Below are 21,244 nucleotides of genomic sequence, written 5' to 3' on the forward strand. Positions count from 1 at the left end.
CGCACTGCGAAAGTAGTACTCTAATGTTAATTTATCATTAATTTTAAGTTTTAATTTCTTTTTTTTTCAAATTCGTTTTTTTATATATTGAGGGAATATTCGTATTTTAGCACAATTCATAAAACAAATAAAAAATGGATCTAAACTTCAATAAAAACGAAGATCACAATAAATTACTGTTATCAGAATTAAAACACAAATTAGCCAAAGTACACAAAGGCGGAGGCGAAAAAAGAATTGCTAAGTTGCATGAGCAAGGCAAAATGACAGCTCGCGAACGCATTGATTATTTATTTGATAAAGATGCAGCATCCATTGAAATTGGTGCTTTTGTGGGTGATGGCATGTATGAAGAGCACGGCGGTTGTCCTTCGGGTGGTGTCGTAGTGAAAATTGGCTACGTGAATGGCAAGCAAGTGATTGTGGTGGCAAATGATGCTACTGTGAAAGCGGGTGCTTGGTTTCCAATTACAGGTAAAAAGAATTTACGTGCGCAAGAAATTGCCATTGAAAACCGCTTGCCAATTATTTATTTGGTTGATTCTGCCGGAGTTTATCTGCCTATGCAAGATGAAATTTTTCCTGATAAAGAAAATTTCGGACGTATTTTTCGCAACAATGCCATTATGTCGTCTATGGGAATCACCCAAATTGCAGCCGTAATGGGAAGTTGTGTTGCTGGTGGCGCTTATTTGCCAATTATGAGCGATGAAGCTTTGATTGTTGATAAAACCGGATCGATCTTTTTAGCAGGATCTTATTTGGTAAAAGCAGCCATTGGTGAATCAATCGATAATGAAACCTTAGGCGGAGCCACCACACATACCGAAATTTCGGGTGTTACCGATTATAAAGCCAAAGACGATAAAGATTGTTTGGATACCATCCGAAACATTGTGGGAAAAATGGGCGATTACGATAAAGCAGGGTTTAACAGAGTTGATTCAAAGAAACCGGCTTTAGATCCAAACGAAATTTATGGAATTTTGCCGAAATCTCGTGGCGAGCAATACGATACCATGGAAATCATTAAACGTTTGGTTGATGATTCTGAATTCGATGAATATAAAGCTGGCTACGGACAAACCATTATTACCGGTTATGCGCGCATTGATGGCTGGGCGGTTGGTATTGTTGCCAATCAGCGTAAGGTTGTAAAAACGACCGGAGCTAAAACCAAGCCGAGCGAAATGCAGTTTGGTGGTGTAATTTATTCCGATTCTGCCGATAAAGCAACTCGTTTTATTGCAAATTGCAATCAAAAGAAAATTCCGTTGGTTTTCTTGCAAGATGTTACCGGTTTTATGGTGGGATCTAAATCGGAACACGGCGGTATCATTAAAGACGGAGCCAAAATGGTAAACGCAGTAAGTAATTCTGTTGTGCCTAAATTCACAGTGATTATGGGGAATTCGTACGGAGCAGGAAACTATGCCATGTGTGGTAAAGCCTATGATCCACGTTTCTTCTTGGCTTGGCCAAGTGCCGAATTAGCGGTAATGGGCGGTGCGCAAGCAGCTAAAGTTTTGTTGCAAATCGAAGCCTCGTCATTAAAAGCAAAAGGTGAGGAGTTAACTCCGGAAAAAGAAGCAGAATTGTTCGATAAAATCAAAGCGAAATACGATGCTCAAACATCTCCCTATTACGCAGCAGCTCGTTTGTGGACTGATGCCATTATTGATCCGTTAGAAACCCGCCAATGGATTTCTATGGGTATTGAAGCTGCTAACCATGCACCGATAGAAAAACAGTTTAATTTAGGTGTGATTCAAGTATAAATTAATATTCAATTCATAAAGGAAGTCTGCTGAAAAGCAGGCTTTTTTTATGAAATTATTTAACAAACCATCTTGAACCATCTGAATAAATTTCAAAACCTTATTATTCAAAATTTTTTTATTACCACAGGTACGCGGATATAATTTTTTATAATTAGCTTGAAGTAATATTTAATAACCTATGCATCTTTGGGAATTTTATAATGCACTATGGGTTTTTATAGTATTATTCACAAAACAAGTGTCAAAAACATCCATTTCTAAAAAAAGAATAAAATTTTCAGAAAAAAACAATATCTTATCCCAACCTTTCAGGTGTTTGGGTACTCTTTATAAGAAAGATACATTTATATGGATGAACATTTAATAAACCAATGCAGAAAAATGGATCGCACATCGCAACGGAAGGTGTACGAACTGTTGGCTCCCAGATTATATATCGTGTGCAAAAGATATTTAAAGCAAGATATTGAAATAGAGGAAGCTTTGGCAGATGCCTTTTACACCATTTTCACAAAGATGGATCAACTAAAAGAAAATGCTGCTTTTGAGGCTTGGGCAAAGAAAATCGTGATTAATCAGTGTTTACTGACCATTCGCAGAAAAACCGATCGACCAATTTATGTGGATGATATGGCAGTACAGCCTTTCGCGGCTGAAGAAAACGACACCTTGCTGAATGAACAAGATGTATTGAAGCTGCTCGATTATTTGCCACAAGGTGCAAAAAACATTTTTTGCTTGTTTGCTATCGAAGGCTACTCGCACAAAGAAATTGCCGAACAATTGAATGTTTCAGAAGGAACATCTAAATCGCAACTCAACGTGGCTCGTACCAAACTCAAAGAATTAATAGAATTGTATTTTAACCAAACACCTGAAAGCTATGGAAAATCAAGATAAAAATATAGATAAGTACTTCCGCAAGCTGTCGGAAGAAAAAGCACCCCAAGCATTCCCGAATATGGATGAGGTTTGGGATAAAATCGAACAGAAATTAGATCAAAAAGAAACTAAAAAAGTAATTCCTTATTGGAAATATGCCGGAATTGCAGCGGCTTTGCTGGTTTTTGTTTCGGTAGGTATTCAGTTTATAAAAAACAACCCTCAAAAAGAAGATTTACCTGCCGTAAACGAGCAACGCATGGTGATTGATGAATATAAAGGCAAAGAAATTCTCAATGAAGAAAAAACATCACAAAAAGACATTTACGCTTTTGAAGAGGTTGTAAAAGAGGATGAAACAAATGCTGAACAGAAGAAAAAGGAGTTTCTGCCTAAAAAAGAAGCTGTTTCAAACGCATCTAAATCAGTTGCAAACGATATTAAGTTTCAAGAAGTTGAAGCTAAAAGTGATCATAAAGTTAAAAATGAACTAACAAGCCAGAAAGAGTTTAACGAAGCAACTTTTTCAGGCAGAGAAGCCGATGGGTCTTACGATTCCGTTCGATCAAGAAGTTATCAAACAAGTGTTGCAGATAAAGGCTCTCAAGGAATTACTAGAAAAAATAATGATGATGAATTAGGAGAGATTGTAGTTGACAGTTACCGTACAACATCTAAAAAAGCAGCAAACACAGCCGTAAGCACCGTAACATCAAAAACAATCGAAGGTCGCCCCAATGCATCGATTATTCAAACATTACAAGGACAAGTTCCGGGTTTGAATATTGCTACAGGTTATGGTCAGCCTGATTCAAGTAATACTACTGTTGTTTTAAGGGGAATTGGATCTGTAAGTACTGGTGAAGAACCTTTGTATGTGATCGATGGAATGCCTGCAACTTCTGCACAATTCCGCGCTTTAAATCCGAATGATATCGAAAGTGTAACTGTTTTAAAAGATTCAGGCGCAACGGCTATTTATGGAAATCGTGGTGCAAATGGTGTTATTAAAATTGACACACAGCAAACCGATCAATCCAAAAAAAGAAAAAGCAGAAAACAACGTAAAAAAGAAGCATTGCAGATTCAGGAAGCTTTAAAAACCATTCAACCCATCGAAGTTGATTCGGAATCCTATGAATCGTATCAGGAAAATCTGTTTGAAAGCAGCCACACAAATCCGGTTTCCACTTTCTCTATTGATGTGGACAATGCGGCATACACCAACATCCGCAGATTCATTAACAACGGACAGAAAGTACCGAAAGACGCGGTGCGTGTGGAAGAAATGATCAACTTTTTTAAGTATGATTATTCAAAACCAACAGACAGTCATCCGTTTTCAATCAACACCGAATACAGCGATTCGCCTTGGAACAAAAATCATAAACTATTAAAAATTGGCTTACAAGGAAAAGAAATTCCATCAAACGAATTGCCAAAATCTAATTTCGTATTCTTGGTAGATGTTTCCGGTTCGATGGATGATGTAAACAAACTACCGCTTTTAAAGGAATCAATGAAAGTTTTGTTGAATGAATTGCGCAGTGACGACCGGGTTTCAATTGTGTATTATGCAAGCGGAGTAGGGGTTTTGTTAGAACCAACAAAGGCTTCAGAAAAAAGCAAAATCATCAATGCAATTGATAATATGCGTGCCGGCGGAGGAACATCGGGTGCTGCAGGTTTGGATTTGGCATACGAAATGGCCGAGAAGCATTTTATTAAAGATAGAAACAATCGTATTATTCTAGCAACCGATGGCGATTTTAATATTGGCAAATCATCCGACAAAGAAATGCAAGAATTAATCGAAGAAAAACGTAAAAGTGGTGTGTTTTTAACCTGTCTAGGTTTTGGAATGGGCAATTATAAAGACAGCAAAATGATAACGCTTTCTAAAAAAGGCAACGGAAATTATGCATATATCGATAACATTCAGGAAGCCAACCGATTTTTAGGCAAAGAATTTAAAGGCAGCATGTATGCCATTGCAAAAGACGTGAAAATTCAGATTGAATTTAATCCAGCACATGTTCAGGCATACCGACTAATTGGTTATGAAATGCGCAAATTGCGAAACGAAGATTTTACCAACGACGCCATTGATGCAGGCGAATTAGGAAGCGGACATACGGTTACGGCACTTTACGAAGTAATTCCAACCGGTGTAAAAAGCGATTTTTACCAACAACCAACCGAGTTGAAATATACCGAAAACAAGGTTTCCGGAACTTATCAAAACGAATTGGCAACAGTGAAATTTCGTTACAAAAATCCCAAAGAAAGCAACAGCATTGAGATGGTCCAACCCATTGAAAATAAATCAACCGATTTAAAAAATGCGTCTGCCGATTTTAAATTTGCTTCTTCGGTAGCTTGGTTCGGCTTGAAATTGCGCGATTCCAAACTGATAACCGATAAAGAAAGTAAACACATTATAGAACTTGCCACACAAGGAATTCATAATGATAAACAAGGATACAAAGCCGAATTTATTCGATTGGTAGAAAGTGTGAAATAGTTTGTAAAAAGTTATAATTATATAGTAACTTTGAGATGCTTTAAAATCAGAACGAAAACTTTTTCGTTCTGATTTATTTATATGTGAGAACCAAAAACTACCAAAAAACGAAGACTGTTAGCATGATCAAAGAAAACCCATCGCCTTACGAAAAATATTTGCCCTTGGTTGCAGCCGTAGCCATGTTTATGCAGTCGTTAGACGGTACCATACTCAACACCTCTTTGCCAAGCATCGCTGCCGATATGAATTATTCGCCTTTAGAAATGCAATCGGTAATTGTGAGTTATACGCTCACGTTGGCTTTGTTTATACCGCTTTCGGGCTGGCTTTCTGATAAATTCGGAACTAAACGAATGTTTATGTTTGCCGTATTTTTGTTTACGTTGGGATCTTTCTTTTGTGCGATAGCTGTTGATCTACTTACATTGAACCTATCGCGAATTCTTCAGGCTATCGGCGGATCTATGATGGTTCCCATTGCCCGTTTGGCGATTTTGTATCAGTATCCGCGAAATCAATTACTGAAAATAATGAACTACATCACCATTCCGGGATTGTTAGGTTTAGTTGTTGGTCCGAGTTTAGGCGGATTTTTATCGGATAACTTCTCATGGCATTGGATTTTTTTAGTGAATTTACCTGTGGGTGCTTTGGGTATGTTTTTAGCCTTTAAAATCATGCCGAATTTTAAAAACACGGTGGGCAAGTTTGATGTTTTAGGATTGATTTATTTCAGCACCGCATTGGTATTGGTAACTTTTGCATTGGAAGTAAGCAGTGTAGGTATCAATCACTATTCATTGGTTTTAGGCTTGGTTGCAGCAGCTGCTTTGTTGTTTGTGCTTTATTACAAACATTTCAAAAAAACACCTAAACCCATTATCGATTTGAACCTTTTTAAAATTCGAACCTTGCGAATTGGTTTATTGGGCAGTTTAATAACCCGATTCGGAATCAGCGGATTACCCTTTTTATTACCCTTAATGATGCAGGTTGGCTTTGGCTTTTCCGCGTCAAAAGCAGGAATGATGCTGTTGCCATCGGCATTAACAACCATTGCCGTAAAACCATGGATTGTACCTTTAGTAAAACGTTTTGGATACCGAAATATTTTAATAAGCAACACTTTGTTTTTGGCGGGAATTATCTTTGTTTTTAGTTTTATGCAAAAAGATACACCGCTACTATATTATATTTTGCTGATGATTGCTTACGGAGCCTTTACATCGATACAAATGACCGCGATGAACACCATTTCGCTAGCCGATTTAAACGATGATCATGCAAGTGGCGGTAACAGTTTGTTGGCAATTATGCAGCAATTATCAATAAGTTTCGGAATATCTATTGCCGCATTGGTTTTAGCTTTCTATAAAGATAAAATGGATTTTTACCACGGCGATTTAGTTACTGCTTTTCATTTAACCTTAATAACCTTGGCGGTTTTAACAGCATTATCAAGTTTAACGTTTACCAAACTTAAAAAAGGTGATGGGCAGAAAATGTCGGGGTAATAAAATTTTGAAATATATATCTTAAACCATCTGAATTTAGTTTACCGTAATAGTTTTAAACAACTCTGCCAAAGTTTAAAACTTTGGCAGAGTTAGTAGTATATTAAACTAAAAGCCCAACCTAAAGTTGAGCTTTCATTATAAATTTAGATAAAATGTAAGTCTTTCATCTTTCAACTATTATCTCTTATCTAAAAAAATTACTTCTTAAAAAATCCGCTTAAAATATCGCCAAGATTACCGTTTTGAACTGCACTAATAGCGTCGTCTATTCCTAATTTACCGTCGCCGTTTTGGTCTAACATGGCAGTTGCGTTTCCACTAGTTAGCGATCCTAAAATATCGCTAATGTTGAAATCGCCGCTCTTAGCTTTACCCATAATCATGCTTAAAATTTGAGGTATAATACTGCTTGCAAAACTACCCGATGTGCCTGCGTCTAAACCAACATTTGCACCTAATTTCGATGTTAACGAATCGATAATGCTTTTTACAATTGGGTTGCTTGTTAACGAATTGGTGTCGCTGTTGCCAAACATATTCATTAACTCGCCCATATTACCGCCCGAAACGGCATTTTGCAATCCTTCCATTAATGAATTGCCAGTTTCTTTTGCCACATCTCCTGCTAAATTGTCAGAAATGTTGTTGCTGCCCGATACTTCTTTCTGTGTAAGCTGATTTACAATCTGCTGAATTTGATCCATCATTTTTTTATTAAATTTTTTATAAAGATAACAAAAATTTCATTGTATCCACATTATCTGCATAATCCCAAAGTTGTGGGGTTTGTGTGGTTCCAAATGCAATACTGTTTTCAACTAAATTATTTGATACAATGCATTGAATTTTTTCCTTATCGGTATTTAATCGTTTTTTAACCTCGTTTATATCATCATAAAACTCATAAAAAACCGATGAAATAGGAGAGGTGTATCCTGTGTCTTCTTTAATTGTCATAAAACCGTTGTCTAGCAAATTAAAATTGCTCATTAAAAAAACAGCTTTGTTATAATCGTAATTATTGGCGTATTTATCGTCATCGATTATATCTTTTTGAGAGAACATTCCTTCGAAAAAGTTGTCAAAATTATAATCTTTTGGCACAAAAAGTTTCGATACATTTCTGCAGCCCAAACCGTAATACCTGAAAATATCTTCGCTTAAAGCAATTAAATCTTCTTTTGATTCATTGCCGTTTAAAACTGCAACCGAATTTCGGTTTTTACGGATAATGTTCGGATATTTTCCAAAATAATAATCAAAATAACGTGCCGTATTATCGCTTCCTGTGGCAATTACTGCATCAAAATTTTCCAGTTTATCTTTTGTAATTTCATATCGATTTTTAAGCTCGGGTTCAACTGTTTCAAGGTATTTCAACAAAACAGGAATCAACAACGCATCGTTTGAAGATAATTTGATTAATGCCTTATTGCCCGATAGCAACACTGATAAAATGTCGTGAAAACCCACCATTGGAATGTTTCCAGCTAACACCAATCCTATTGTTTTTAAAGGTTCTTCCTGAAAATCATATGCAGCGAGCCATTTGGTTAAATTATCGTTTGTTAACGCATCGCTCCACGATTTGAATGCAAATTCCAGTTGTTCGCGTTTAAACCAGCTGTTGCTGTAGTGTAATTGGTTAATTAGACCAATAAACGGCTCAAAAAACAATTCGTTGCACAACACTTCTGGGTTTTGTTGGTAGGGTGTCGTAGCAAATTGTTTTAAAAAGTGCCCCAATTGTATAAAAGCCTTTTTTTTATCTTCTAAAATCATATAGATTTGTTTGTAAATTGTTTATGCAGTACTTTTGTGCAAAGTTACATTAATTAAATAAAATCCTTGCTATGGCAATTATAATAACCGATGAATGTATAAATTGTGGTGCCTGCGAGCCAGAGTGCCCAAATACAGCAATATATGAAGGTGCCGACGATTGGCGTTGGAAAGATGGTACAAAATTAAGCGGAAAAGTGATTTTACCAGACGGTTCGGAAGTAGATGCAGAAGATGCACAAACACCAATTTCTGACGATATTTATTACATTGTTCCTGGAAAATGTACCGAGTGTAAAGGTTTTCACGAAGAGCCGCAATGTGCAGCTGTTTGCCCAGTTGATTGTTGTGTGCCCGATGAAAACCATGTGGAAAGTGAAGAAGTGTTACTTGAAAGACAAGCTTTTTTACATAACGAATAGTTAAAAGCTTCGCATTTTGCGGAGCTTTTTTTATTTTTATCAAAATTAAAATAAATATGAAAAAAGTTTTTGTGTTTTTAACGCTAGCAAGCCTTATTGTATCTTGTGCGGTTAAAAAAGAGATTAAAGAAGATCAATCGGTTTTAAATGGAAATTGGGAACTTGCCAGTGCGAGTTTTAGTAAAGATTTAGCGAAAGATTTTAAAGAAGGATTGCCCACTTTGACTTTTGAAAGTGCTGAAAATTTATCAGTTTACGGATACGATGGTTGCAACAGAATTAACGGAAAAGCGACTTTGAAGAAAAACCAAGAAATTAGTTTTCCTGCTGATTTTATTTCGACCATGATGGCGTGTGAAAAAGTGAAAAGTGATGACTACAGAAAAGCTTTGTCGCAAGCTACTTCGTATGAATTAAAACATAATGTGTTGATTTTAAAATCAGACAGTGGCGAAATGAAATTCCACAAAGTAACGTTGAACGGAAACTGGTATTTAGATAAAATTTATGTCGGAAAAATTAAAGCAGCCGATTTGTATCCCTACAAAAAACCTTTTATTAAGATTGATATCAACCAACCGGTTTTTTCAGGAAACACAGCTTGCAATGCAATCAATGGGCAGTTGTTAATGTATCAAAACACTATGAAATTTAACCATATCACATCAACTAAAATGTTTTGCGATGGTGTAAACGAAAAGGTTTTTACTGATGCTTTAGAAAAAGTCACGCATTATAAATTAGAAGGAACGCGCCTGATTTTATTAGAAAAAGAAAAGAAAATAATGGAACTGGTGCAGCAGTATGAATAAGTAAAGTCGCTTTTTTGAAAAGTGTCATTCTGAACGAAATGAAATGTAGTGAAGAATCTTTACTATTTATTGTTAAGATTCCTCCTTCATCGGAATGACAGCTAAACTGATTTCGTTAGAAAAAGATAAGAAAATCATGGAATTGGTGCAACAGTATGAATAATTAAAGTCGCTTTTTTGAAGCGACTTTTTTACTATATTAACTCATAGTGCATTATTAAATAAACTATAACACACTGATATGTAAATATTTGTTTTTGTTACCATAGATACACAGATGTAATTTTACAAAATTAATGCTACTATTTATTAATTTTCACAGATATTGAATGCATCGCATTCAATAAAGATGCGTCATTTTTATGATTTGCTTAAAGTAATATAAAAATCTGTGCATCTGTGGGAATTCTATAATGCACTACGGGTTATATTAATTAACCTGTTCCCACCATTTTTCAAAAACCTGATCTTGCTGGTTTAAATAAATTACTTCACCAATTTTTGGAGTAATTAATTGCGATGCCGTTTGTTTTGCACTTGCAATACTTACGCGTTCCAAAGGTTCTTTCCACGGATGGTTTGCCAATTTGAATTTAGAACTGTGAACAGGGAAAAAGCGCTTTGCTTGCAAATCGTTGCTTGCTTGCACTACTTCTTCGGGCATCATGTGAATGTATTTCCATTTTCTGTCGTACTGTCCGTTTTCAAGAATCGCTAAATCAAACGGGCCGTATTTTGTACCAATTTCTTTAAAGTGCGTATCATAACCGCTATCTCCACCTAAATAGATGTTTAAATTTTTTGTTTGCAGCACATATGAAGCCCATAAAGTGGTATTTCGTTTAAAACTTCTACCCGAAAAATGACGTGCTGGAGTAGCCGTGATCTTGATAGAATCGGTTAAAGATGCATCTTCATACCAATCTAATTCGGTGATGTTTTCTTTTGGAAATCCCCAATATTCTAAATGTGCACCCACACCCAACGGACAAATAATTTTGCTTACTTTGTCTTTAATATTTTTAAACGATGAATAATCTAAGTGGTCGTAATGATCGTGCGTTAAAATTAAAACATCAATTTTAGGCAATGCCTCACAAGTGAACATGTCGGCACCTGCAAAAGCAGTATTTGTTCCATATAAAGGCGAGGCGTTTTTGCTTAAAACTGGATCAATCAAAAGCGATTGTCCATCAATTTTCATGTAGTAAGACGAATGCCCGAACCAAACCATGAAATCATCATTTATTGTGTTTTCTAATAAATTGGTATTTACACAAGGAATACTATCGGTTGGTTTGGTGTGTTCAATTTTTGAAAATAACAGTTCTTTTATCATACCAAAATAAGTAGCATCTTCTGATAATGCGGGTGTGTTTGATAAGTTTTGAAACTGACCGTTTGTATAATTTTTTGATTGTTGAATACGTTTTAAGCGCTCGCCCGATGGTTGTTTTCCAAAAAGCGGATGTTGTAAAAAGATCAATGTTCCGGCAATTAAAATTCCGATAACAAGCAGGGTAGTAGTCATTAATTTTTTTCGTTTTATTTTCATGCAACGAATGTGCAAAAATTAAATGAAACGAAATGTTAATAAAAACAAAAAAAGCCTTAGATAGAAAACTATTCAAGGCTTTTTATAATTAATTGTCTCTTTTTAGTGTGATACAGGTCGGTTTTTGGCAGTTGCCCAAATATAAATTCCTGCAATGATGAACGGAATACTTAACCACTGACCTGTTGATAATAATCCTAACGAAGATTCAAATCCGCCCTGGCTTTCTTTAACGTATTCCACCACAAATCGAATCAACCATAAGAATACCAAAAATACTCCGAAGATTTTTCCTAAATAGTTTCGTGCATCGGTTTTCCAGTACATAAACATTAAAACGATGAACAAAATTACGTATCCAAATGCTTCATATAATTGGGTAGGGTGACGAAACGGAATGGCTTCTAAAATGGTTGAAAATCTAGGGTCGGTTTCTATTAGTTTATAAGCTTCGTTTTTATTGGCAGCCTGCGTAATTCCCATTAAATTGTTTGCTCGCCAAAACTCTTCCTCTCGAATAAATTTTATTCCAAAAGGAAATGATTTTTCGGTGATATGACCGTAAATTTCAGAGTTGAAAAAGTTACCCAATCGAACAAAAACACCACCAATCGTGATTGATAAAACCACACGGTCTAAAATCCACAACAACGGTTTTTTAATAATTCGGCTGTAAAAAAACATTGCCAAAATAATACCAATTGCTGCTCCATGGCTTGCTAATCCTGCAAATCCGGTAAATTCAAATGGATCAAATCTAAATGGCAACAATATTTCTGATAAATGATGCTGGTAATAATCCCAATCGTAAAAGAATACATGCCCCAAACGCGCACCCAATAAAGTGGCTATAAACGTGTAGAAAAAAAGTTTGTCTAACTCATCTTGTGAGCGATTTTCGCGGTGATATACTTTGCTCATAATGTAATAGCCCAAACCAAAAGCCACTACAAACATTAAACTATAAAAGCGCAGGGTGAAACCTGCAATGGTAATTCCTTCAGACGGATTCCAAATCATAATAACTATTTTTTAATTGTTTTTATGGAACAGGATCATACCCCGATTTTCCCCAAGGATGGCATTTTGCAATACGTTTGACACCTAACCAACTCCCTTTGAACAAACCATGTTTTCTTAGGGCTTCTAAGGTATAATGCGAACATGTAGGCGTGAACCTGCACGAGGGCGGCGTTAAGGGCGAAATCACCAATTGGTAAAAACGTATCAGCACAACAAAAGGAAAAATGAGTATTTTTTTGAGTTGTTCCATAAGTATCAAAGATAAAAAAAGCTACCGTTTAAGTAGCTCTTTTTTTGTAAAATTTATAATGTAAAAGTTGTGCCTTCTTTTCCGTCTTTTAGCTCGATACCGATTGCTGCCAATTGATTGCGGATTAAATCAGATTGTGCAAAATCTTTGTTGGCACGTGCCAAGTTGCGCATGTTGATTAAAAGGTTTACAACTTCTTCTAATTTTTGGTTGTTGTTTGCTGTTTCTGCGTGATACAATCCCAACACATCAAAGACCAAAGCGTTTAATGTTTCTTTCAAAAGATCTAAATCGGCTGCCGAAATGGTAGCTTTGTTTTCTTTAACCGAATTAATGAATTTCACTGCTTCAAAAATAGTTGCAATCAAAACCGGGCTATTGAAATCATCTAATAATGCATCCAAACATTTCTGTTTCCATTCTGATACATTAAAGGTAGATGTTGCCGAAGTGTTTAAATCGGCAAGCGATTTTATGGCATCCATCAATCGGTCAAAACCTTTTTCAGATGCCAACATAGCTTCGTTCGATATATCTAAAACGCTGCGGTAATGTGCTTGTAAAAAACAGAAACGCAATACGCCGGGTGTAAAAGGTTTTTCAAAGAAATCATTTTCGCCCGTGATTAACTGCATTGGTAAAATATAGTTTCCGGTAGATTTACTCATGCGTTGTCCGTTCATGGTCAGCATATTGGCGTGCATCCAATAACGAACAGGCGAGTTGCCGTTGCACGCTTTTCCTTGTGCAATTTCGCATTCGTGATGAGGGAATTTTAAATCCATTCCGCCGCCGTGAATATCAAATTCATCGCCCAAATACTTCGTGCTCATTGCAGTACATTCCAAATGCCAACCCGGAAAACCATCGCCCCAAGGAGACGACCAACGCATGATATGTTGCGGAGAAGCTTTTTTCCACAAGGCAAAATCCTGTGGATTTTTCTTCTCGTTTTGTCCGTCCAAATCACGAGTATTTTCAAACAATTCTTCGATGTTTCTGCGCGAAAGTTCCCCGTAATTCAAACCGCGTTTATTGTATTCCAGCACATCAAAATAAACCGAACCGTTACTTTCGTAAGCAAAACCTTTATCGATCAATTTTTGAGTAAGTTCTAATTGTTCGATAATATGCCCAGTCGCAGTTGGTTCGATAGTAGGAGGAAGCAGGTTGAACAACTTTAATACGTTATGAAAATCAACCGTATATTTCTGAACAATTTCCATTGGTTCCAACTTCTCCAAACGCGATTGTTTCACAAAGCGGTCGTTGTTCACATCGCCGTCATCGGTTAAATGGCCGGCATCGGTAATATTTCGCACATAACGAACTTTGAATCCCAAATATTGAAGGCTTCGGAAGATAAAATCAAACGAAAGAAAAGTACGTACATTTCCCAAATGCACATTGCTGTAAACAGTAGGTCCACAAACATACATACCCACTTTATCTTCGTGCAAAGGTTTAAAAAGTTCTTTTTCTCCAGTAATTGAATTGTATATTTTTAGGTTTTCTTTCATAATTTTTGCGCAATTGCGAATTAGCAAATTCGCGTTAAACTAAAACTGCGTATCTAATTTAATATAGTCTAAAAATTCTCTGCGGGTAACATCGTTTTTAAAAGCACCACTGAACTCTGCAGTAACAGTTGAACTTTCAATATCGCGAATTCCACGAGAATTTACACATAAATGTTTGGCATCTACCACACAAGCCACATCGTCGGTTCCCAATACACGTTTTAATTCTTCAACAATCTGAATCGTTAAACGTTCTTGAACCTGCGGACGTTTTGCGTAATAATCTACAATACGGTTCATTTTAGACAAACCAACCACTTTTCCGTTTGAAATGTATGCCACATGCGCACGCCCAACGATTGGCAGTAAATGATGCTCGCAGGTTGAATAAACCACAATGTTTTTTTCGACCAACATTTCGTTATACTTATATTTATTGTCAAAAGTAGATGAAGAAGGTTTTTTTTCAGGATTCAATCCACCAAAAATTTCCTTCACAAACATTTTAGCCACACGGTTAGGAGTACCTTTTAAACTATCGTCGGTTAAATCCATACCCAAAGTATTTAAAATATTTTCTACATCTTTCTTGATTCGTTCAATTTTTTCATCGTCCGAAATAGAAAAAGCGTCGGCTCTCAAAGGTGTATAGTCGCTTGTTCCAATGTGGTTTTCGCCTATATCATCGTGTAATGCGTCTGATTTACACATAATTTTAATAGTATTTATTAGATAAAATATTAAGAATGCAAATATAGTGAAATGTGCTAAATAAAGTATTGTAGTCAAGAAATATAATACGTGTGATGTGTTTTTTCGGTAGCTTAAAACTGTTAAATTTTACCTTGTTTAAAACTTTTTCAAAAAAAACCTTAATAGTTTCTTAATTTTATGTAAATTTCGCTTTTAAAAACAAAGTGTGTTTTTTTGTTTTATTTAACTCATAAATTTTATATTAACTAACTATGAGAAACAAATATTTATTAATACTGTTTTTAGTAACCAGCTTTTTAGGATTTAGCCAGCAGTACAATTATGTGGCTGTGGACGCTACTTATACGCCCGACGAGCTTGTGAAGGATGTTTTAGTGCGATCTCAATGTGATTTGGTGTCTAATGTAAGATATCAAAATGGAGATGGATCGCCACAGGCTCAACAGTATTACAATTTGGCGTATTTTAACCAAAACGGTTCAACTTTTCCTTTTGAGGATGGTGTCGTTTTGTGTACTGATTCACCTGCTGAAATTCCTGGGCCATCACTTAGGCAAACAAGTGGTGTGAACGGTGAACGTTGGGCTGGAGATCAAACTTTAAATGATGCTATTAATAATGCAGGGGGAGGGTCGCAGCCTACCTATCGATCTACTCAACTTGAATTTGATTTTATACCGGTCCAAAGTTCAGTTACTTTTGATTACTTATTTGCATCAAATAGTTATCATTCCCAGTGTGGAGAGTGGTGTGAAAATGGAGCTATGTTTGCAGCATGGTTAATTGATACAACGACAGGAGTAGGACAAAACTTAGCGCTAGTTCCAAATACAACAGACCCAATTTCAATTAATACGGTACGTGATGTAACAAAGTCAGGAGGAACTTGTGCCAATGTTAACCCTTTGTATATGGGAAATGTTTATGCAGCCCCGAGCACTACACCAGCTTTGTCTGCACCTATTAATTATATAGGTCATACAGTTCCAATGACATCTTTAACGGCTAATGTTATTGTTGGTAGAAAATACACAATTAAATTAGCGGTAATAGATTTCTGTCCAAACAACAGACATAGTAGTGCTGCATTTTTCAAAGCAGGAAGTTTTGATATTGGTAATTTAGATTTAGGTAACCCTGTTTTAATTGAGAACGGCGAAGGTTTATGTGTGGGAGATAGCTATACGTTACAGTCTGGTTTAGATCCGAATTTATTTACTTTTGAGTGGTTTAAAGATGGTGTCCAAATTCCAGGTCAAACCGGTCCTAATTTAGTAGTTACAGAAACGGGAGAATACAGTGTAAAAGGTTTTATACCTAACGTAACAGGCTGTATTTTAGAAGCACCGCCCGTTCGAATTGAATTTTTTGATTATGTAACGATTTCTGCGCCACAAAATATATCATTGTGTCCGAGTTCAGGTTCTTCGACCCGATTTAATTTAGACGATGCCTTGACAGGTGTAACGAGCAATCCAGATATATTATTCAGTTATTATTTAACGCAACAAGATGCGGAGAATGATACCAATGCAATTTCTAATTTTTATAATTTACCGAATAGTACTACCGGTTCATTAACGATTTGGGTTCGTGCATACGAGTTGAATAATCCATGTCCTTATGTAACCTCATTTACAATCAGTTTACTAAATTGTAGTTTAACGTTAAATCCTTTACCGGACTTATCGATATGTGAGGGAGCGAGCGTACAAACGTTTGATTTAACGGTTCAAACCCCTGTTGTTTACAACAATGCAGCAGGTTATATAGTAACTTACCACTTAAGCAAACCCGATGCAGATACAGGCATCAATGCGATACCATCGGGAAGTTTAGCAACTTATAACGGAACAAACGGTGAACGTATATGGGTTCGCGTTACCGATAGTAACAACTCATTGTCATTTGGAGTAACTTCTTTCTATTTATATAGAAACTTATTGCCGCTAATCCAAACCACGGTTTTACCAATCACAGCATGTGAAAACGGAAACACAGGTTTAGCAAATTTCGATTTGAATTTAGCTTATAGCACCGTACCTGTTAGCCCACTAGGTGTGTCTTTAGAGTTTTACAGCACCCAGCAAGATGCATTATTAGGCAACACCGCGTTAATGCTGCCTGTAAATTACACCGGAGCAGCGGGAACTATTTATGTGCGTGTACGCAATTTAGACGGCGACTGTTTCACGGTAGTTCCTTTGCAGTTACAAATCATCAACACTCCAGTAGCTAACAGCATTGCACCATTGACATATTGTGATTTAAACAATGATGGATTTGGAGAATTTAACTTAGATGTAACCCGCGTATTAATCGCAGGAAACCCAATGCCGGCTAATTCGGTAGTTACTTTCCACGAAACCCAAGGAGATGCAGATGCCAATGCAAATGCCATCTTCAATACCGGCGCTTACATTAATAAAGTAAAAGACCAACAAACGATTTATGTACGCGTAGGGTTTACCAACTCTAGCTGTTATAACACGGTTCCTTTGGTGTTAATCGTAAACAAAACTCCTGCCATTACCCCAATTCGAGGTCTTCAGGTTTGTGACATTAATAATGATGGAGTAGAAACAGTAAACCTACGCAGCAAAGAATCAGAAATGTTAACCGGTTTAAACGCTGCCAACTATACAGTAAGCTACCATATAAGTTCAGCCGCAGCAATGGCAAATACGGGAGCAATAGGCAACCCAACCAATTTTTCAACCAGTGTATCAACAGTAGTTTATGTACGTGTAACCGATAACACCACAGGTTGTTTCGTAGTAAGTCGCATCAATATTGAATTGGTAGCTATGCCGGTTGTAGCCAACCCGTTACCAACCGTTACAAAATGTGATACCAATGGGGATGGTTTTGAAGTGTTTGATTTAGCAAGTTTAAAAGCAGGAATCATCGGCACGCAACAAGGCTTAGATGTAAGTTTCCATTATAACAACAGCGATGCGCAAACCGGGTTAAACCCATTGGCAAACCAATACCAAAACGTATCTGCCAACGTACAAACCATCTATGTTCGCGTATTTAACGCAAGTACGGGATGTTTTGTAGTAAGCACTATGAATTTAGAAGTAAAAGCCAACCCTGTTATTACTGCACCAAGTACACCTTATGTAATATGTAGCGATTCAGGTTTTGGTACCATTAATATTTACTTATACGGAAAAGCATTGATAGATGCTACGGGTCAAAACTACGGATTCCAGTTTTTCGAAACTGAGTCTGATGCCATGAACAATATAAATAATATATCGAACCCGGTAGCCTATAACAATTTAACGCCAGGAAATTCAACAATTTGGATCCGCGTAAACGATCCTGTATCCGGTTGTTTCTCTGTATATCCAATCGCATTCCAATTGGTAGTGCCGCCAAAATTACCTGCGAGTTTACCAAAATTGGTAGAATGTGACGTGTTAGGAAGCACTCAAGATCAATTAACCATATTTGATTTAACCGAGCAAAATGCGGCATTATTAGCAGCACAAACAGCTCAAGGGACTTACCAAATCCGTTACTTTACTACCCAAGCATTGGCTAATAGCAATACAAACTGGATTGTAAACCCTACACAGTTTCAAAATACAGTAAACCCACAAACAATCTGGGTTCGTATAGAAGATACATCAAAACCAGGTGGTTGTGCACGTGTGATGAGCTTCCAAATAGAGGTAGCAGCACCGTTTGTGTTACAACAGCCATTACCAATCGTATTATGTGATACCGATCAAATAAACGATGGATTGCGCGAGTTTGATTTAACCATCCGTGAATATGAATTGTTTGGCGGTCAGCCACCATTTGGAACGGTAATCAATTATTACCTAACCCAGCAAGCAGCAGAGAACGATTTCAATAAAATCGCAAATCCAAGCCAGTTCTATAATACGGTAAACCCACAAACCATTTATATCGGTGTGGAAAACCAATACGGTTGTAGAAGTGTAACTACCTTAACATTACGCGTGTTACCAGTTCCAGAGCCGAACTATACACCAACACCATTGGAATTGTGTGAAGATACATTTAACTCAGGTATGGCAACCTTTGATTTAAGAGATGCAGAAGCAAGTATCGGTAATTTTGGTAATTATACCTATACGTATTATGTTTCAGAGATAGGTGCTCATATTGGTCCATCAGACAATAGTTTTATTCCAAACCCAAGCGATTTCTTTAGTGGTACATCACAAGTTTATGTACGTGTAGAAAACAGTTTCACAGATACAAACCAACGTTGTTATGTGGTTGTTGTTTTAGATTTGGTGGTACACCCATGGCCAACAGTAGGACCAATGACAACTTTGGCAGCATGTATGGATAACCCAACGCGTAGCACAAAGTTCAACCTACGCGATAAAGATGCGCAAGCCTTGGGTACGCAAGATCCAGCAACGCATATCGTAAGATATTTTGCTACCGAGGAAAATGCAGAAGACAATGTAAACCCATTGCCATATACCTATGAAAACACCACCTTAGATCGTCAACAAATCTGGGTTCGTGTAGAAAACAGTGAAACGGGATGTTTTAATATATCTACCTTCTTTATCCAAATCGAGCAAGCAGTATATGCCTTTGCAGCGACTGATACAGAATTCTGTGAAACGGACTTTGAAAACGATGGTGTGTCGATAGTAGATTTAAGCGGATTAGACGCAGAGATTATTGGCAACCAACCAGCAGCAGCAGATGTATTTGTACAGTATGAGCGTTGGGATGGCACCATTGTAAACAAAAACAGCGTACAAGTTTTCGACGGCGAAGTAATAAGAGCAGTAGTAAAATACACTGATACGAATTTGGTATGTAGTGCAAGTGTAACCTTTACAGTTCGATTAAAAGACGCACCGGAAGTTTTACCATTAGAAAACGGAGTAGTATGTTACGAATACCGCGACCAATTTGCTCTGATTAGTGGACATTACCTAGAAACAGGAATCCAAGAAAATACGGGTTATACCATTGTTTGGACACGTGATGGGCAACCTTTAACACCTGCAGTAGCAGATGTGTTAAACGACGGCGGGCGATTATATGTGAAACGCGGTGGTACTTACCAAGTAGTAGTAACTGGTCCAAACGGCTGTAGTACAACACGCACGGCAGTAGTAAATGAAGCGCCAAGCGTAACAATCGACGAAGTGAAACTAACAGATAGCTTTGGCGATACCAACGCAATCGAAGTAATGGCTTATGCAGGTCCAGGCGTACAATTAGAGTACAAATTAGACAACGGTCCATGGCAAGATTCAAATATCTTTTTAGATGTAACGCCAGGAGAGCACACAGTTTATGTACGTATTCAAGGCGAACCATGTGAGGCAAGTAAAGTAATCAATGTGATGGATTATCCAAAATACTTTACACCAAACAACGACGGATACAACGACACTTGGAACATTTGGTCATTAAAGAATCAGCCAAATGCAAAAATATACATCTTTGACCGTTTTGGAAAATTGCTTAAACAATTAAGTGGAGCAAGCGAAGGCTGGGACGGAACCTTTAACGGAAAACCAATGCCATCAACCGACTACTGGTTTAAAGCAGAGTATGTAGATCCAAAAACAGGATTAACAAAAGAAGTTACAGGTCACTTCTCGTTGAAACGATAACCACTTGTAAATATCAACAAAAAAGAGGATGCGAAAGCTTCCTCTTTTTTTTATAAACGAATAATTTATGTATCACTAACCAACAACCCCTAAAATATCCGCTTCCTTAAAACAATCAATTTTTCTGTTAAGGTTACAATATCAAAACCAAAATGTTCCGCAATATATTCAAACGTTTTAAAAGTGTATATAAAAACATGCGTTTGATCTTTGCGGTAATACCAATTTTTAAAATCGGTTTGGTGGTTGTATAAATGCGTTTTTACAATCAACAATCCGTTTGGTTTTAATACGCTGTGTAATTTTTTTAGTTCTTCAAACGGATGATAAAAATGTTCAAACACTTCGCAACTAAAAATAAAATCATAACGCTTGTTTAAGTACGAAGTATCCGGATAAAAATACGGATCATACAAATCAACTTTAAATCCTTTTTCAATCAACTGTTTACTAATTACCGGACCTTTTCCACAACCATAATCCAAGCCAAGCATTTCGGTTGAACAATATTCTAAAACAGTATTGGTAACCGGCGCAGTAAAGTTTTGATAGCCCGCATCGTTTACATCATTATTGTGTTGTTCGTAATGATTTTTCTCTTCAGCTTCATTAAAGTATAAATAATCACACTTTAAATAAGCATTGCAATTTGTGCAGATATAATAGTCGGTATCGGCTTTCTCCATTAAAAAAGTGTCGCACAGTGTACAGTTCATTTTTGTATTTTCATTTGTAATAATCGTTAAATATACAACGAGTTAATTTGTAACGCATTTTTTATATTCGTAAAACTGAAAATGTAATAGAGCCATATAGATACATAGAATTT

At 36.7% G+C, this 21,244-nt stretch carries 15 protein-coding genes; 7 read left to right on the plus strand and 8 right to left on the minus strand.

All coding sequences use genetic code 11. The features are described from left to right. Window positions 1–134 precede the first annotated feature (134 nt). From MG290_RS12300 to MG290_RS12315, 4 genes are all read left to right on the plus strand, one after another. On the plus strand, window positions 135–1,778 hold the full coding sequence (locus MG290_RS12300; protein ID WP_257499676.1) for an acyl-CoA carboxylase subunit beta: 1,644 nt from the start codon (window positions 135–137) through the stop codon (window positions 1,776–1,778). Window positions 1,779–2,129: 351 nt separating this feature from the next. Continuing rightward, a complete protein-coding gene (locus MG290_RS12305) occupies window positions 2,130–2,681 on the plus strand; it encodes an RNA polymerase sigma factor (RefSeq protein WP_264561564.1) in 552 nt (183 codons plus the stop codon). Continuing rightward, window positions 2,665–5,187, plus strand: coding sequence for a vWA domain-containing protein (locus MG290_RS12310; protein WP_264561565.1), 2,523 nt, complete (start codon window positions 2,665–2,667; stop codon window positions 5,185–5,187). The genes MG290_RS12305 and MG290_RS12310 overlap by 17 nt, the downstream gene beginning before the upstream one ends. A 122-nt stretch (window positions 5,188–5,309) precedes the next feature. Continuing rightward, on the plus strand, window positions 5,310–6,704 hold the full coding sequence (locus MG290_RS12315; RefSeq protein ID WP_264561566.1) for a DHA2 family efflux MFS transporter permease subunit: 1,395 nt from the start codon (window positions 5,310–5,312) through the stop codon (window positions 6,702–6,704). A 200-nt stretch (window positions 6,705–6,904) separates the two neighbouring features. On the opposite strand, the gene MG290_RS12320 is transcribed toward MG290_RS12315, so the two are convergent. Further along, the gene (locus MG290_RS12320) at window positions 6,905–7,414 is read right to left on the minus strand and encodes a hypothetical protein (RefSeq protein ID WP_264561567.1); all 510 of its coding nucleotides are present in this window, start codon (window positions 7,412–7,414) and stop codon (window positions 6,905–6,907) included. Between the two features lie 16 nt (window positions 7,415–7,430). Beyond that, a complete protein-coding gene (locus MG290_RS12325) occupies window positions 7,431–8,489 on the minus strand; it encodes an acyl-CoA reductase (RefSeq protein WP_264561568.1) in 1,059 nt (352 codons plus the stop codon). Window positions 8,490–8,560: 71 nt separating this feature from the next. Between MG290_RS12325 and MG290_RS12330 the strand changes: the two genes are divergently transcribed. Together MG290_RS12330 and MG290_RS12335 are read left to right on the plus strand one after the other, a co-directional pair. Continuing rightward, window positions 8,561–8,911, plus strand: a complete 351-nt coding sequence (locus MG290_RS12330; protein ID WP_264561569.1) for a 4Fe-4S dicluster domain-containing protein — start codon at window positions 8,561–8,563, stop codon at window positions 8,909–8,911. Window positions 8,912–8,967: 56 nt separating this feature from the next. Next, entirely contained in the window at window positions 8,968–9,723 is a 756-nt protein-coding gene (locus MG290_RS12335; RefSeq protein WP_264561570.1) for an META domain-containing protein, read from the plus strand. A gap of 430 nt (window positions 9,724–10,153) precedes the next feature. Here the strand turns inward: MG290_RS12335 and MG290_RS12340 are convergent, their stop codons facing one another. The 5 genes from MG290_RS12340 to folE form a co-directional block, all read right to left on the minus strand. Beyond that, on the minus strand, window positions 10,154–11,278 hold the full coding sequence (locus MG290_RS12340) for an MBL fold metallo-hydrolase (RefSeq protein ID WP_272585597.1): 1,125 nt from the start codon (window positions 11,276–11,278) through the stop codon (window positions 10,154–10,156). 102 nt (window positions 11,279–11,380) lie between these two features. Beyond that, the gene (gene lgt / locus MG290_RS12345) at window positions 11,381–12,298 is read right to left on the minus strand and encodes a prolipoprotein diacylglyceryl transferase (protein ID WP_264561572.1); all 918 of its coding nucleotides are present in this window, start codon (window positions 12,296–12,298) and stop codon (window positions 11,381–11,383) included. A 22-nt stretch (window positions 12,299–12,320) separates the two neighbouring features. Continuing rightward, the gene (yidD, locus tag MG290_RS12350; protein WP_264561573.1) at window positions 12,321–12,551 is read right to left on the minus strand and encodes a membrane protein insertion efficiency factor YidD; all 231 of its coding nucleotides are present in this window, start codon (window positions 12,549–12,551) and stop codon (window positions 12,321–12,323) included. A gap of 53 nt (window positions 12,552–12,604) precedes the next feature. After that, entirely contained in the window at window positions 12,605–14,071 is a 1,467-nt protein-coding gene (cysS, locus tag MG290_RS12355) for a cysteine--tRNA ligase (protein ID WP_264561574.1), read from the minus strand. A gap of 39 nt (window positions 14,072–14,110) precedes the next feature. Continuing rightward, window positions 14,111–14,782 (minus strand): GTP cyclohydrolase I FolE, encoded by a 672-nt coding sequence (gene folE / locus MG290_RS12360; protein ID WP_264561575.1) that lies wholly within the window; start codon window positions 14,780–14,782, stop codon window positions 14,111–14,113. A 254-nt stretch (window positions 14,783–15,036) separates the two neighbouring features. On the opposite strand from folE, the gene MG290_RS12365 reads away from it, so the two are divergent. Continuing rightward, window positions 15,037–20,415, plus strand: a complete 5,379-nt coding sequence (locus tag MG290_RS12365; protein WP_264561576.1) for a T9SS type B sorting domain-containing protein — start codon at window positions 15,037–15,039, stop codon at window positions 20,413–20,415. An 89-nt stretch (window positions 20,416–20,504) separates the two neighbouring features. On the opposite strand, the gene MG290_RS12370 is transcribed toward MG290_RS12365, so the two are convergent. Next, window positions 20,505–21,131: a class I SAM-dependent methyltransferase gene (locus MG290_RS12370; protein WP_264561577.1), complete on the minus strand. Its 627-nt coding sequence runs from the start codon at window positions 21,129–21,131 to the stop codon at window positions 20,505–20,507. Between the last annotated feature and the right edge of the window lie 113 nt (window positions 21,132–21,244).

This window comes from Flavobacterium sp. CBA20B-1, from assembly GCF_028473145.1.
In the GTDB taxonomy this organism is placed as follows: domain Bacteria; phylum Bacteroidota; class Bacteroidia; order Flavobacteriales; family Flavobacteriaceae; genus Flavobacterium.

Excerpts from the sequence above, each read along its gene's own strand:
- MG290_RS12300 (WP_257499676.1), top strand. The coding sequence starts at position 135 with ATGGATCTAAACTTCAATAAAAACGAAGATCACAATAAATTACTGTTA.
- MG290_RS12305 (WP_264561564.1), top strand. The coding sequence starts at position 2,130 with ATGGATGAACATTTAATAAACCAATGCAGAAAAATGGATCGCACATCG.
- MG290_RS12310 (WP_264561565.1), top strand. The coding sequence starts at position 2,665 with ATGGAAAATCAAGATAAAAATATAGATAAGTACTTCCGCAAGCTGTCG.
- MG290_RS12315 (WP_264561566.1), top strand. The coding sequence starts at position 5,310 with ATGATCAAAGAAAACCCATCGCCTTACGAAAAATATTTGCCCTTGGTT.
- MG290_RS12320 (WP_264561567.1), bottom strand. The coding sequence starts at position 7,414 with ATGATGGATCAAATTCAGCAGATTGTAAATCAGCTTACACAGAAAGAA.
- MG290_RS12325 (WP_264561568.1), bottom strand. The coding sequence starts at position 8,489 with ATGATTTTAGAAGATAAAAAAAAGGCTTTTATACAATTGGGGCACTTT.
- MG290_RS12330 (WP_264561569.1), top strand. The coding sequence starts at position 8,561 with ATGGCAATTATAATAACCGATGAATGTATAAATTGTGGTGCCTGCGAG.
- MG290_RS12335 (WP_264561570.1), top strand. The coding sequence starts at position 8,968 with ATGAAAAAAGTTTTTGTGTTTTTAACGCTAGCAAGCCTTATTGTATCT.
- MG290_RS12340 (WP_272585597.1), bottom strand. The coding sequence starts at position 11,278 with ATGAAAATAAAACGAAAAAAATTAATGACTACTACCCTGCTTGTTATC.
- lgt (WP_264561572.1), bottom strand. The coding sequence starts at position 12,298 with ATGATTTGGAATCCGTCTGAAGGAATTACCATTGCAGGTTTCACCCTG.
- yidD (WP_264561573.1), bottom strand. The coding sequence starts at position 12,551 with ATGGAACAACTCAAAAAAATACTCATTTTTCCTTTTGTTGTGCTGATA.
- cysS (WP_264561574.1), bottom strand. The coding sequence starts at position 14,071 with ATGAAAGAAAACCTAAAAATATACAATTCAATTACTGGAGAAAAAGAA.
- folE (WP_264561575.1), bottom strand. The coding sequence starts at position 14,782 with ATGTGTAAATCAGACGCATTACACGATGATATAGGCGAAAACCACATT.
- MG290_RS12365 (WP_264561576.1), top strand. The coding sequence starts at position 15,037 with ATGAGAAACAAATATTTATTAATACTGTTTTTAGTAACCAGCTTTTTA.
- MG290_RS12370 (WP_264561577.1), bottom strand. The coding sequence starts at position 21,131 with ATGAACTGTACACTGTGCGACACTTTTTTAATGGAGAAAGCCGATACC.